Origin of the sequence: Francisella noatunensis subsp. noatunensis (assembly GCF_009823375.1) — a bacterium.
Classification (GTDB): domain Bacteria; phylum Pseudomonadota; class Gammaproteobacteria; order Francisellales; family Francisellaceae; genus Francisella; species Francisella noatunensis.
Genome location: NZ_WBSX01000041.1, coordinates 1 through 13,825, shown reverse-complemented (window position 1 = coordinate 13,825; position 13,825 = coordinate 1). Strand labels below are relative to the sequence as shown.

Here is a 13,825-nt window from a genome sequence, read left to right as displayed (position 1 = left end):
TAGCTTTTTAACTTTACAGGATAGCTTATGATTATTTGAAGTTCTGCGGCTTTGATATAGCTTCTGTGCTATCTCAGCATTATAGTCACTATTTATACTAGTGCGATTAAGTTCCTTTTTTATAGCTCTTTCACTATAGCCAATTTTATTGGCTATTTGAGATGTTTGGTATCCTAATTTAAGTAATTCTTCTATACAATATCTATTTGAAAGAGTTAAGTGCTTTGGCATTTTTTAGTTCCTTATCGTTTATTTTAGTTTCGTCAAAACCTAATAAACCATATTTGGAACTCTCTTTCAACTATTTAAAACTTTCAGAATACAATCTAGCTTTTATAATAAGCAATAACTGAATATAACCAACAACAATATATGGAGTAATCTTACCGAAAATAATCTCAAGAGATGTGACAGGTGTCGCAAGTAAAGATTCCATAGTTCCATACTCTTTCTCGCGTGTGATTGTCAAAGAGGTAACCATAACCATAGTCATAGTCAAAATCACTCCTGCCAATGCTGGTACGATATTATTTTGTGTTTTACTCTCTGGATTATATTTATTATGGATCACAAAATTAAAAGGCTGTGGCTGAGGCATTTGTTTATTGGAAAAGTATTGACTGTATATCTCTTTGACCTTATCAACAGCTTGTAAAGCACCTGAGTTTGAAGTTGCATTTGCTCCATCTGCTATTATTAGAATATTCGGAGATTCACTACGATAAACTTGCTTAGTAAAGTTATGTGGTATATCTATAATAAACTGTACCTTACCTTTACGCATTAGTGTTGTCGCATCATCTCTTGAGATGTCTTGATATTTGATATCAAAATAACCAGTATTATTAATTTTCTCGATTAGATAGTTTGTTTGTAGTGTCTTATCAGCATTAACTATTGCTGTACTTAGATGCTTTGGATTCATATTTATAGCAAAGCCAAATAGTATTAGCTGAATAAGTGGTATACCAATCACTAATCCAATTGTGACTTTATCTCTAAGCATATGAATAACCTCTTTGAGAAAAATCACATAGTATCTATTAATATCAAAATACTTCATGCAAAGTTATCCTTTTGGCTACTCATCAAGTATATAAAAGCATCCTCAAGTGATGTTTCTATTGATTGCCATTCAAATTGATTATACTCTGTTTGAATGTGTGTAATATCAATACTATTTTTAACACTAAGATGTACACTACTGCCAAACATTGACACCTGCTCAATTTCAGTATTATCTTGAAGCTCTAACACAAGGCTATAAACATTTTTGCCTGAAATATTGTATGTTTTAATACCACAGCTATCAATAATATCTTTTTGAGTACCACTAGATAACAGCTTTCCATAAGCGATATATGATAACTTATTGCATCTTTCTGCTTCATCCATATAGTGAGTTGATACCAATGTTGTGATGCCTTTACTTGATAGTGTTGATATATAGTCCCAAAATTCTCTACGTGCTTTTGGATCTACTCCGGCTGTAGGTTCATCTAATAGTAATAATTTAGGATCATGAATTGTTGCCACACCCAAAGCTAATCGTTGTTTCCAACCACCTGATAACTCATAAGCTTTTTGATTCGCTCTAGCTTTACCTATTTGCAGATTATCTATTGTTTTCTCAACAGCTTCTTTAATATTTTTTAGACTATGAAGTCTCGCAAAAATCTTGAGATTCTCTCTAACTGTCAGATCAGGATAGAGTGTAAATTTCTGAGTCATATAGCCAACTTGCTGTTTTATAATACTAGCATGAGTACCTATATCATAACCAAGACAAGTACCCTCGCCTTTTGTTATTGGCAGTAAGCCACATATCATTCTCATAGAAGTTGGCTTACCTGAACCATTAGGTCCTAAAAAGCCATAAATATCTCCTTGCTTAACTTGAAGTGAGATATTATCAACTACAGTTTTATCACCATAGACTTTGGTAAAATTTTTAACATCTATTATTAGTTGATCCTCTTTGTCACTTATCATCTTAGCTCTACCTTTATAGGCTCTCCGATATGAATCTCATAGCTATTTGTGGAGTAATCACTTAGCATGCACTTCAAAATAAATCTCTGAATCAGAGTTTATGCCATACAATAATGGTGGTGTATATTCAGCCTTTTGTGAGATATAACTAGCTTTAGCCTCTAAACTCTTATTATTAGGTGTAATAAAATCAATAGTTTGTCCAATATGTAGTCTAGCAAGATCATCTTTTGATAAATAAAACATATACATCTTCAGGATTTATAATAGTCATTACTGGACTATACGCCCGTACTTCTTCACCTTTGTGATAAAAAATCTGATAAACATAACCACTTTCTAATGACTTAACATCTGCTGAACTGATTTTTTGTTGTAAATATTTAGAATTACTATTGATAAATTTTGACATAAAGTCTACTGCATTTCGCAAATCCTCTCGAGCAGGTAAATTATTAATAATTTGCATTACCTCTAATGCTTCAACTTGATTATTTGCTTGGATATATTTACTTTGTGCCTGTTCAAATTCTTTTTGAGAAGTACTATTATCTTTTAATAACATTTGTTGACGCTGATACTCTTTAGATGCAACAGCTAAATTTGCTTTAGCATTAGATATATCGATTGCTGTCTTTTCTAGATATGGTTGTCTTTTACCTTTAGACATATTTTCTGATACTGCTTGAGATGCACTATACAAAAATTTATTTGAATCTAATAAAGTCTGATTTTTTGATGAATCAATCAGAAATAATTCCTGTCCCTCTTTGACAAACTCTCCCTGACTTACATCTAATCTAAGAAGCCTACCACTTTCCTGTGAGGATATATATCTAATATCAGTGCTTACATATCCAGGGATCTGTTTAGCATTAGAGCCACTAATATAATATATAAAGCCACAAAATAATAGAACTAGTACAGCCACTAAAATTATAATCTTCTTTTTAACAGACATCACTAATCTTGAATAAAATTACTACAGTGATTATAAAGTAAACAACTATCATAAAAAACTATTTTTCTGAAATAAAAATGTTGCTATTTGATGATAAAAAAGTAATTATATTTCTGCTTTTAACCAAATCATGTAAGTAAAAAATGTTCAAAAAAATTACCGCAACCGCTCTTACTGTATGTAGTGTTAGTATTGCTACTGCTGATGTTATAAACATTTATGCTCATAGAGGTATTAGACCTATCGCTCCAGAAAACACATTACCAGCGTATACAGAAGCTATGCGTGTTGGTGTTGATGTTGTTGATATGGATGTAAATATGACTAAAGATAAAGTTTTAGTTGTAACACACGATTTAACACTAAACCCAGATCTTACAAAAGATGAAAATGGTAATTGGGTAACAGAAAAAACTCCAATAAAAGATCTTACTTTAGATCAAGTTAAAAAATACACAGTTGGATATATAAAACCTGACTCTGCAACAGCTAAAATGTATCCTAATCATATTGATATGGATAATGTTCACATGCCAACGCTAGAAGAAATTATTAACTATGTCAAATCTAATGTTGGCAGTAGAGTTCGTCTACAAATTGAGATAAAAACCAACCCTTATGACCCGAATGCAAGTTGGACTGCTGAAGAAATGGCTAAAGCTTTAAATAAGGTTTTAGTTGAGACAGATATGACTGATAATGTTGAAGTGCAATCTTTTGAATGGCGAGCTTTAGTAGATTTACAGAAATTAAATCCAAAAGTTAAAACAGCATATTTAACAGATCATACAACAGAGCCAATGAGTGCTGAACAAGCAAAGCAGATGACAGATTATCAAAAATGGACAGCTCCACTTGATTCTAAAGACTATAATTACAACTATCCATTGATGGTCAAAAAATTAGGTGGTACATTCTGGGAACCTTATGAAAAAGATCTAACTAAAAAAGATGTTGAAGAGGCTCATAAACTAGGTGTCAAAGTTGTGGCTTGGGGCTGGACAGAAGATGAAGGTAGCGATTTCAACTATGAAGTTATCAATAATTTAATCGACTGTAAAGTTGATGGTATCATCACTGATAGACCAGATATACTAAGAGGTGTAGAAGCAGCTAAAGGTTTAGATTTACCACCTGCCTACCCCAACATTCCTTTTCCAAAAAAATTCTAATCATCATCTAAGGCATCCCAATTAAACAGTTAATTTATATTGCCGAATACCAAAATTTAAACTAAACTACCAAGCTACTAGTGTTTAATATTTACTAATTAACGATGAATTTTCTTAAACCTGCGAAAGCTCTGCCTTTATTAGCTAAAGAGCAAATTCAAAAAGCATACCCTCATTGGCGCCTAAGAATGTTTTTAGTAGCCTATATAGGTTATTTCACATACTATTTTGGTCGTAGTAGTTTCGATGTATCAAAACAGTATATTACAACCTTAACTCCAGATGAGCTTGGACTAATTGGGGCTGGTTTAGGTATTGCTTATGGTATAAGTAAATTTTTGATGGGAAATATCTCAGATAGAAGTAATGCAAAGATATTTTTAGCTATTGGATTATTTATCACAGGACTTATAAACCTAATATTACCTAGCTTATTATCATTAGGCGTACTTGTGTTATTCATTGCTATGCTTATCAATGGTTGGGTGCAAGGTATGGGATGGCCAGCATGTGCACGTATTATGACACACTGGTTCTGTGCTAATGAGCGCGGCACAAAAATGGGAATCTGGAATACTGCTCATAATGTCGGAGCAGGATTTTTAGCTATTGCGGTTGTACCTATTGGTCTACTAATATTCAATGATAATTGGCACGGTCTTTTTTATGTTGCTGGTGCAATGTGTATATTTGTATCAATATTAGTTCTAATTTTTGGTGCAGATACTCCTCAATCAGTGGGTTTACCAGCTATAGAAGTATACAAAGGCTATACAACTTCAGAAGCTCATCATGAACAAGAGTTTTCAGCTAAAGAAATCTTCTTTAAATATGTCCTAAATAATAAATGGGTTTGGCTAATTGCATTTGCAAATGCTTTTGTTTATTGTGCTAGATATGGTCTTTTAAGCTGGTCAACGTATTACCTTGTTCATGTTAAACACATGTCAACAACTACAGGACTTTTGGGATTTGCATTATTTGAGTTACCTGCGATTCCAGGAACTATAATAATTGGTTGGATAACAGATAAATATTTTGGTAGTCGTAGAGCTCCCATGGGTGTGATATGTATGCTTTTGTTCATCTGTGCTTTGTTTGTATACTGGTATAGTGACACTGCTTGGGTATTACTACTTTCATTATCTGCTATGGGTGTACTTATCTACGGACCTGTCGCTCTGATCGGGATATTAGCTTTGGACTTAGTACCTAAAAAAGCTGGTGGTACTGCAGCTGGGTTTACAGGGTTATTTGGCTATTTCTTAGGTACAGTTGGTGCTCAAGCTGTAATTGGTATTATCGCAACTATGCTAGGTTGGGATGCTGTATTTATATTCTTATTGGGCTCTTGTGTAATTGCTAGTGCATTATTAGCTATCTGTTGGAATCTTAGCTATAATCAAGCTTCTGAAAGTTAAATACAAAGACTTTAATGTCTACAAAAATATTTAAATCATTATTATTTTTCATACTAACAATTCACTTAGCATTCTCATTTAACTCTGTAGAGTTAAATGAGAAACTAAATAACTCAATAAAATATCATCATCTTGAATCAGCACTAATTGGGATCAAAATTATTGACTCTCAGAATAAAGCCGTTATTTTTTCAAAAGACTCTAACAAAAACTTCATGCCCGCTAGTAACACTAAATTATTAACGGGCATCTCAGGATTACTATTTCTTGGTAAACACTTTAAATACTCAACTGCTATATATTATGATTATATTAATATCATAGTGTTAACAATCTCTATATTGAGTTTTCAGGTGACCCAAGTTTTACTACCAGGGACTTGAATAAACTTTTAATGAGCTTACAAAAAAAACATATCCACAGCATAAAGAATATCTACTTTGTAAACAGCTACTTTAAGGGGCGTGATATACCTATCAATCAAAGCAATACTAGTTCTATATTTGGTTACGGAGCTCCAAGCTCAATATATAACTTGAATGAAAATGCAATAACCCTTCAACTTACACCAAGCTCTAACTCCTTCAAAATAAAGCAAACTGATGGTGAGAAAATTAATTTTGTGAATAAGCTAGTTGTAGCTAAACCAGAGCAGCTAAAGACTTGCCAATTTAGCTCTAATTATGTGGATCATAAACTTGTTCTTAATGGTTGCCTACCATTAAACAATTATACCTTTAGCTTTGCCATAGAAAATCCTCAACGACATATGCAACAAGCTGTCTTAGCTCAACTTGCACAGCTTAAAATTTCATCATCCAAACAAATAAAAGTCACAAATAAACTTCCAAACAATCTAATATTTTTAGCAGATCATAAATCAGCTAATCTAACAAAGTTGCTAAAACATATGCTTTTGGTATCCGATAATCTCTATGCTCAGACAATCACAAGAACTATAGGCTATAAGTATAATCAAGTCGGAAGTATCGTATCTGGCAAAAATGCTATTGATGAAATACTAAAAAGTAAGCTTAAAATTGACACTAGCCAAATTCAAATTGAAGATGGTGCTGTGATGTCAGATAATGATTTATTATCAGCTGATTTTATTAGTAATCTATTACAACAGATATCTCAGCATAAGAGTTTTGAGCTTTTTAGGAGTCTACTACCAATATATGGAGAAACCGGTACACTTAAAAATCGCTCAAGCGCGATATTAAAAGGTAAAGTTTATGCAAAAACCGGCACCGGAACAACTTCAGTTTCTCTATCTGGATATCTTTACACTAATGATAAGCAATATATATTCTCAATATTGATTAATAACCTCAAAGACTCACAAAAACAAGCTGCTATCGCTGTAGAAAGAGACTTGCTTGAGAGCATCTGCTAGAATTGCGATAAAATAATTTATTGAGCTTTAATAATGACTAAAAATATTTTAATAACAGGCGCTAATGGTGGGATTGGATCTGCCATAGCTTTAGCTGCAGCAAAAGCTGGTTATAATGTTGGTTTACATTATAATAAAAATCATGAGAATATTGATAAGCTAAAAACACAGCTATCTAGCTATAATATCAATATATCAACTTATTGTGCTGATATAGCAAATGAAGAAGATATCAAAAAAATGTTTGATGAATTTATATCTGACCATGGCTCCATGTATGCGCTTATAAATAACGCTAGTACGATTTTTCATACTTCTCGTCTAGAGGATATGAGTATTGATCGTCTACAAAAAGTATTCCAAGTAAATGCTATTGGGAATATTCTATGTGCAAAACATGCTATAAAAAATATGTCGCAAAAATATGGTTATAGCGGTGGTAAGATTATTAATATATCATCTGGTGCATCTCGCTCTGGCTCGCCTAATGAGTATATAGATTACGCTTGTACCAAAGGTGCAATTGATACTCTTACAAAAGGCTTATCAAAAGAACTAGCTGATGAAGGAATCCTAGTAAACTGTATAAGACCTGGCTCTACATATACAGATATCAATAAACTATCTGGTGATGCTGCTAGAGTTAATAAAATCAAACACAAAATCCCGCTTAAAAGAGTGGTTATCCTGAAGAGATTGCTAGTGGAGTTATTTGGTTATTATCAGATGGTGCAAACTACTGCACCGGTACTATTATTGATATCACTGGTGGATTATAAATAAATTGAAATCAACTCTATATAAAGCTACAGGACTTATAAGAATTTGTTATAGAGCTTATAACCATATACTATTTGACTTGACTTTTTCATTTACATACAATCACTTATAGACCTTAATTTTATTTTAAAGATAAGATTTGGTTCAGTTTAGAAAATATAAGAAGAATCTTGTATTATAAGTTAACTTTATAGCGAGGAAATCACCATGCTAAAGAAAATTGTAACAGCATTAGGAATGTCTGGAATGCTACTAGCATCAAATAGTGCTATAGCTGATAACAAAAATACCGAAATGACTACACCTCAAAGTGTAGATTTATCGCCATTACGTAATCTAAATAAGCTTGATAGTCCAATGGGCAAAAACTATGACTATCACCAGTCTTTCAAGAAGTTAAATACTGATGAACTTAAAAAAGATATGCAAGATCTTTTGACCCAATCTCAAGATTGGTGGCCTGCTGATTTTGGTAATTATGGTCCTTTCTTTATTAGATTATCTTGGCATGATGCTGGTACTTACAGATTAGCAGATGGTCGTGGTGGTGCTAATCGTGGTCAGCAAAGATTCTCTCCGCTAAATAGTTGGCCAGATAATGTTAACCTTGATAAAGCAAGACAGCTTTTATGGCCAATCAAGCAGAAATATGGTGATGCTGTATCATGGTCTGATTTGATTGTTTTAGCTGGTACTGTTTCATTAGAATCAATGGGTATGAAGCCGATTGGTTTTGCCTTTGGTAGAGAAGACGATTGGCAAGGCGATGATACAAACTGGGGTATATCTCCTGAACAGCTAATGTCTAGTAATGTCAAAGATGGCAAGCTTGCTCCAGCTTATGCAGCAACTCAAATGGGTCTGATATATGTAAACCCTGAAGGTCCAGATGGCAAACCTGATATAAAAGGTGCTGCTAGTGAAATTCGCCAAGCTTTTAGAGCTATGGGTATGACTGATAAAGAAACAGTTGCTCTTATTGCTGGTGGTCACACATTTGGTAAAACTCATGGTGGAGTTCCAGAGAAAGATATCAAAAAAGATATTGGTCCTGCTCCGGATAAAGCACCTATCGAGCAACAGGGCTTAGGATGGCATAATAGCTACGGTACTGGTATGGGTGATGATACTATGGGTAGTGGTCTTGAAGGCTCTTGGACTTCTACACCAACTTTTTGGAATCATGATTTCTTACATAACCTATATAACTTAAATTGGGAAAAAACTCTTAGCCCTTCTGGAGCTCATCAATGGACTCCTACAAATGCTAAGCCAGAAAATATGGTTCCTGATGCTCATAAGCCAGGTGTAAAACATAAACCTATAATGTTTACAACAGACTTAGCATTAAAAGAAGACGATGGATTTAATAAATATACTCAAGAATTCTACAATAACCCTGAAGAATTTAAAGAAGAATTTGCTAAAGCATGGTTTAAATTAACGCATAGAGATATGGGTCCAAAATCTAGATATATAGGTCCTTGGATTCCTGAGCAAAACTTTATATGGCAAGATCCTGTACCAGTTGCTGACTACAAGCAAGTATCAGCTCAAGATATCGCTCAACTTAAGCAAGATATCATAAACTCTGGATTAACGAATCAACAACTTATAAGAACTGCTTGGGATTCAGCTTCTACTTATCGTAAAACCGACTATAGAGGTGGATCAAATGGTGCAAGAATTGCTTTAGCTCCTGAGAAAGATTGGCAAATGAATGAACCTGCTAAACTTGAAGTTGTTCTTGCTAAGCTTAAAGAGATTCAAACCAACTTTAACAATAGCAAAACAGATGGCACTAAAGTATCATTAGCTGACTTAATAGTACTAGGCGGTAATGTAGGTGTTGAACAAGCAGCTAAAGAAGCTGGTTATACTATAGTAATACCATTTGTACCAGGTAGAACAGACACTACTCAAGCTCAAACTGATATAGAGTCTTTCAACTATCTAAAAACAAAAGCTGATGGTTTTGTAAACTATAGTGACAGTAGTCTAGCATCTAACAAGCTACCTCAAGCACTAGTTGAAAAAGCAAGCATGCTTAATCTAAATATCCCTGAAATGACTGTCTTAGTTGGTGGTATGCGTACACTAAATGTAAACTACGATGACTCTCAAGAAGGTGTATTTACCAAAACTCCTGGTCAGCTTAATAACAACTTCTTTGTAAACTTACTTGATATGTCTACAAAATGGGAAAAATCTGATACAAACAATGGTGAGTATATCGGTATAGATAGAAAAACTGGTGCACAAAAGTGGACTGCTTCTTCTGTAGATCTAATCTTTGGTTCAAATTCTGAACTTAAAGCTGTAGCTCAAGTTTATGCTGAAAATGGTAATGAGCAGAAATTTGTAAACGACTTTGCAAAAGCTTGGCATAAGGTTATGATGCTTGGCAGATTTGATGTTCAAGAATAATTATTCTTAGTCTCTTTATCTTTCTTACTACTAAAATATTGCATATCTAATCATTTACTCTAATATTTAAAGTATAATTACAAATTATATTAGAGTGTATATGGCAATAAATCTTTATCATGAAAATGATTATCTAAGACAAAATAAAGATATATCAAAAAAGGATAACTTTTCTGCTTTCAGAAGGGATTATGCACGGGTTGTTCACTCTTCATCATTTAGAAGACTTCAAGCAAAAACACAAATTTTCCCTAGTTTTGAAAATGACTTTTTTAGAAATAGGCTTACTCACTCTCTAGAGGTGGCGCAAATAGCCAAATCTATAGCTGTTAAACTTAACCCAGAACATGGACTAAATTTAGATTATGATCTAATTGAAACAGCAGCACTCTGCCATGATATTGGACACCCTCCTTTTGGTCATAACGGTGAAGTTGCCTTAAATAAAAAAATGCATAATTTTGGTGGTTTTGAAAGTAATGCTCAGACGCTACGACTGATATCACATACTACGAAAAAAGATATTGATCAAAAGCAAACTTTTGGTTTAAATCTCACATATAGAACTCTTGCAGCAACTATAAAATATGATCAGCACATTCCATCAATTAGTGATCTAGGCAAGCTTACAAAGGGCTATTATCATGAAGAGTCAGGACTAGTTGAAGATATTAAACAAAAACTCCTCGAGCCTTATGGCATAACAACTATAGAAAACTTCAAAACTATAGAATGTTATATTATGGATGTAGCAGATGATATTGCTTATTCAACTTATGATGTCGAAGATGCTCTTAAAGGCGGATTTATAGATCCACTATCTATGGCAAGTATTGATAACAAGCTTCTAGATAAAATTTATAATGCAATGCCTAACGATTTAGAGATTACTAAGGATGAAATTCAAAATATCCTCAAAGATATATTTTCAGATTATATTGATTTCAATGCAGATAGCACAGAGATATATAGAATATCAAAAAATATTACTAACAATAGCTTATTACGCACAAAATTAACTTCAAAACTAGTTAATAGTTGTATTCAAAATATTGAGCTAGACTTAAACCTAGAAGTTCCAATTATTTCAAAGGTATATTTAAATAATGAGATTAGAAAACAAGTCGAAGTACTGAAAAAATATATTTTGTTTAAAATAATAAAATCACCTAAACTCAATGTCCTAAGATATCGTGGTCGAGAAATAATTTCAGAGATTTTTGATATTTTGATTAGCTCAACTCCAGATGAAAGCCTATTACCAGATGATATTGGTGCTATATTTTATAATACGCAAAACACTCACGAGAAAGCCAGAATTATAAGCGACTATATATCCTCAATGACTGATAGATATATAATTGAACTATATAATCAATTCAAATCAGACCCTTCGGCGATGATATTTAAGCCTTTCTCATAAACCAACTAGCTGTAACAATCCCAAAAAATGATACCGCTCCAGCAAATACAATTAAATATACTGGTACCAGAAGATTATTAGTTGTAGCTATAAGAGATATTGTCAAGACTGGTATACCTGCAGAAAATATCAAATATCCTAGATTATAAGCAATACCATAACCACGGCATCTATACTCTAATCTAAAGAAATTTGTAATAATCATATTATATGTTGAAGCAAAAAATCCCATTATAATTGACAAAATAATAAAACATACAAAGACATCAGTTCCAGCAATCATATTTTTATAAAAGATTGGGGTTACTGCAATACTTATCAAAATCAATAATGCCATCATCTTAGACTTAGATACATAATCACTAATAAACCCACCTACCAAACAACTAATTGCCATAATTATAGAACCCGTTAGAAGTAAATTAGAAATATCATAATTTGACTCTACATACATTTGTTTATACGCAGGTAAAAACATATATAGCTGGGTAGTTAACATAGCAATACAAGCAACTAAAGCTATTCCAATAATTACTTTCACTATAAACATAGAGTTTTCAGAGCGTGGTCTATCAAACGCTTCAACAACGTTAGGAATATCAACAATATTTTTTCTCAAGAAAAATAATATAAATGTAAAACAAGCACCTATGAAAAATCCAATCCGCCAACCATAATTTTCTATAAAGCTTTGGCTAGTAAAATGATTTAATATAAACAGTACAAGTGATGTCATCATAATCCCAATACTTAAACAACAAAACACTATGCTAGTCATAAAGCCTTGTCTTTGAGGGTAGTTCTCGACAATATATACTACTGATACTGGTATCTCAGCTCCCACTGCCAATGATTGTATACAGCGTAATCCAACAAACAAAATAGTAGCAAAAACACCAATACTTTCTATCGTGGGTAAAAAAGCCAGTGCTAGAGTCGCAAAAAATAGTAAGAACATATTAAGCCTCAAGACAAATGCTCTACCCTTCTTATCAGCAAGATATCCGAAACCCCAAGCACCAATAGGACGCACAAGATAGCCAACGATATAAACTAAAAAAACTAATAAAGTATTGCTTATAGAACTACTTTTATCAAAAAACTTACTACCAATTGCTACAGCAAATACTGAATATATTGCAAAATCATAGAACTCAAAAGCAGCTCCTAATGATGAAAATAGTAATCTATTATAGTTTTTCATTAATTTTCTAATAATCTAAGTTTGAAGATTTTAGTATATATTAGTGAAATAATAATGATAATCAAATATTAATTAGCATAAGCAGTAGATAGCTCCATCAACTCTAGAGTTACACTATAATTGTCTAAATTAATTCAGGATTTAATAATTCGTGAATTTTAGCTTTCAATTGTTGTGAGATATTTTCTAGATGCTCAGGCTTTCTTCCTTTTAGAACTTTTATCTGCACATGGATTACATCTAGGCTATCATCTCCAGCTACACTACTAAAGCTGTATATATAAACCCTACTTTTAAAGGTTTCTAATTTAGTTGGCAACTTTTCTACCAAAAATTGCTATGCTAAATTTATTACCTTCTTTGCTAATTCTGTATCAAATTGTTGAGGTACTTCTAAGATTATATGCGGCATTTAAACTCCTTTTTTAATATACTGACCTAGTGGAGGCATCAAAAATACTATTCTAGCTATATAGAATAATATTAGCGCAATCCATAAGCCATAATTTTCATAAGATTGTAATAAAAAAACAGAAGCAATATACACTCCTGCTGATAAAATCATCGCATTTCTCATTGCTACAGTTTTTAGGAGACCTACAAACACACCATCTATCCAAAAGCTAAAACTTGCAAATAACGGCATAAGAAACGAAAAAGTAATGCTAGATTGTATTCTGAAAGTTTTAAATAGTTGAAAGAGAGTTCCAAATATAGTTTATTAGGTTTTGACGAAACTAAAATAAACGATAAGGAACTAAAAAATGCCAAAGCACTTAACTCTTTCAAATAGATATTGTATAGAAGAATTACTTAAATTAGGATACCAAACATCTCAAATAGCCAATAAAATTGGCTATAGTGAAAGAGCTATAAAAAAGGAACTTAATCGCACTAGTATAAATAGTGACTATAATGCGAGTTATTGTCAAATCTAGTGTATGGGAATTAAGCGGCATAATTTTTATCCTGTTTTATTTTGTCAACTTCATGCTCAGAAATGCCATCAATAAAAGTTACATTATTTAGCATTTCATTAATTCTCT

The 13,825-nt window shown here is 32.6% G+C and carries 13 protein-coding genes and 3 pseudogenes; 8 read left to right on the top strand and 8 right to left on the bottom strand.

Going from position 1 to position 13,825, the window contains the following annotated elements:
• The 5 genes and pseudogenes from F8C69_RS04790 to F8C69_RS04775 all read right to left on the bottom strand — a co-directional run.
• Nucleotides 1–231 (bottom strand): helix-turn-helix domain-containing protein (locus F8C69_RS04790; RefSeq protein ID WP_159183974.1); only part of this gene is annotated, 231 nt, incomplete at its 3' end.
• Between the two features lie 103 nt (nucleotides 232–334).
• Nucleotides 335–1,063: pseudogene (locus F8C69_RS04785) on the bottom strand (ABC transporter permease); the annotation flags it as partial.
• Nucleotides 1,060–1,992, bottom strand: a complete 933-nt coding sequence (locus F8C69_RS04780) for an ABC transporter ATP-binding protein (RefSeq protein ID WP_159184397.1) — start codon at nucleotides 1,990–1,992, stop codon at nucleotides 1,060–1,062. The pseudogene F8C69_RS04785 and the gene F8C69_RS04780, both read right to left, overlap by 4 nt.
• 57 nt (nucleotides 1,993–2,049) lie before the next feature.
• Complete coding sequence (locus F8C69_RS10570; RefSeq protein WP_234384168.1) at nucleotides 2,050–2,238, bottom strand: hypothetical protein; 189 nt, start codon at nucleotides 2,236–2,238, stop codon at nucleotides 2,050–2,052.
• Entirely contained in the window at nucleotides 2,216–2,923 is a 708-nt protein-coding gene (locus F8C69_RS04775) for an HlyD family secretion protein (RefSeq protein ID WP_236352341.1), read from the bottom strand. The genes F8C69_RS10570 and F8C69_RS04775 overlap by 23 nt, the downstream gene beginning before the upstream one ends.
• A 173-nt stretch (nucleotides 2,924–3,096) precedes the next feature.
• On the opposite strand from F8C69_RS04775, the gene F8C69_RS04770 reads away from it, so the two are divergent.
• From F8C69_RS04770 to dgt, 7 genes and pseudogenes are all read left to right on the top strand, one after another.
• Entirely contained in the window at nucleotides 3,097–4,125 is a 1,029-nt protein-coding gene (locus tag F8C69_RS04770) for a glycerophosphodiester phosphodiesterase (RefSeq protein WP_159184396.1), read from the top strand.
• A gap of 104 nt (nucleotides 4,126–4,229) precedes the next feature.
• Nucleotides 4,230–5,546 (top strand): MFS transporter, encoded by a 1,317-nt coding sequence (locus tag F8C69_RS04765; RefSeq protein ID WP_159184395.1) that lies wholly within the window; start codon nucleotides 4,230–4,232, stop codon nucleotides 5,544–5,546.
• 14 nt (nucleotides 5,547–5,560) lie between these two features.
• On the top strand, nucleotides 5,561–5,929 hold the full coding sequence (locus F8C69_RS11030) for a D-alanyl-D-alanine carboxypeptidase (protein ID WP_252988831.1): 369 nt from the start codon (nucleotides 5,561–5,563) through the stop codon (nucleotides 5,927–5,929).
• The gene (gene dacB, locus F8C69_RS04760) at nucleotides 5,926–6,945 is read left to right on the top strand and encodes a D-alanyl-D-alanine carboxypeptidase/D-alanyl-D-alanine endopeptidase (protein ID WP_252988830.1); all 1,020 of its coding nucleotides are present in this window, start codon (nucleotides 5,926–5,928) and stop codon (nucleotides 6,943–6,945) included. The genes F8C69_RS11030 and dacB overlap by 4 nt, the downstream gene beginning before the upstream one ends.
• Before the next feature lie 33 nt (nucleotides 6,946–6,978).
• Nucleotides 6,979–7,724 (top strand): annotated as a pseudogene (locus F8C69_RS04755) (SDR family oxidoreductase).
• A gap of 208 nt (nucleotides 7,725–7,932) precedes the next feature.
• On the top strand, nucleotides 7,933–10,152 hold the full coding sequence (katG, locus tag F8C69_RS04750; protein WP_159184394.1) for a catalase/peroxidase HPI: 2,220 nt from the start codon (nucleotides 7,933–7,935) through the stop codon (nucleotides 10,150–10,152).
• Nucleotides 10,153–10,252: 100 nt separating this feature from the next.
• Nucleotides 10,253–11,575 (top strand): dGTP triphosphohydrolase, encoded by a 1,323-nt coding sequence (gene dgt, locus F8C69_RS04745; protein ID WP_159184393.1) that lies wholly within the window; start codon nucleotides 10,253–10,255, stop codon nucleotides 11,573–11,575.
• Here dgt and F8C69_RS04740 read toward each other — a convergent pair.
• From F8C69_RS04740 to F8C69_RS04730, 3 genes and pseudogenes are all read right to left on the bottom strand, one after another.
• Entirely contained in the window at nucleotides 11,559–12,779 is a 1,221-nt protein-coding gene (locus F8C69_RS04740) for an MFS transporter (protein ID WP_159184392.1), read from the bottom strand. The genes dgt and F8C69_RS04740 overlap by 17 nt on opposite strands.
• Nucleotides 12,780–12,847: 68 nt before the next feature.
• Nucleotides 12,848–13,191: pseudogene (locus F8C69_RS11195) on the bottom strand (tautomerase family protein).
• Nucleotides 13,192–13,386: a hypothetical protein gene (locus F8C69_RS04730; RefSeq protein ID WP_234393501.1), complete on the bottom strand. Its 195-nt coding sequence runs from the start codon at nucleotides 13,384–13,386 to the stop codon at nucleotides 13,192–13,194.
• Between the two features lie 157 nt (nucleotides 13,387–13,543).
• Between F8C69_RS04730 and F8C69_RS04725 the strand changes: the two genes are divergently transcribed.
• On the top strand, nucleotides 13,544–13,717 hold the full coding sequence (locus F8C69_RS04725) for a helix-turn-helix domain-containing protein (protein ID WP_234393698.1): 174 nt from the start codon (nucleotides 13,544–13,546) through the stop codon (nucleotides 13,715–13,717).
• The last annotated feature ends 108 nt before the right edge of the window (nucleotides 13,718–13,825 follow it).

What these genes read in the sequence shown, in the direction of transcription:
- F8C69_RS04780 (WP_159184397.1), bottom strand. Translation starts at nt 1,992, where the DNA reads ATGATAAGTGACAAAGAGGATCAACTAATAATAGATGTTAAAAATTTT.
- F8C69_RS10570 (WP_234384168.1), bottom strand. Translation starts at nt 2,238, where the DNA reads ATGTTTTATTTATCAAAAGATGATCTTGCTAGACTACATATTGGACAA.
- F8C69_RS11030 (WP_252988831.1), top strand. Translation starts at nt 5,561, where the DNA reads ATGTCTACAAAAATATTTAAATCATTATTATTTTTCATACTAACAATT.
- F8C69_RS04740 (WP_159184392.1), bottom strand. Translation starts at nt 12,779, where the DNA reads ATGAAAAACTATAATAGATTACTATTTTCATCATTAGGAGCTGCTTTT.
- F8C69_RS04725 (WP_234393698.1), top strand. Translation starts at nt 13,544, where the DNA reads ATGCCAAAGCACTTAACTCTTTCAAATAGATATTGTATAGAAGAATTA.
- F8C69_RS04765 (WP_159184395.1), top strand. Translation starts at nt 4,230, where the DNA reads ATGAATTTTCTTAAACCTGCGAAAGCTCTGCCTTTATTAGCTAAAGAG.
- katG (WP_159184394.1), top strand. Translation starts at nt 7,933, where the DNA reads ATGCTAAAGAAAATTGTAACAGCATTAGGAATGTCTGGAATGCTACTA.
- dgt (WP_159184393.1), top strand. Translation starts at nt 10,253, where the DNA reads ATGGCAATAAATCTTTATCATGAAAATGATTATCTAAGACAAAATAAA.
- F8C69_RS04770 (WP_159184396.1), top strand. Translation starts at nt 3,097, where the DNA reads ATGTTCAAAAAAATTACCGCAACCGCTCTTACTGTATGTAGTGTTAGT.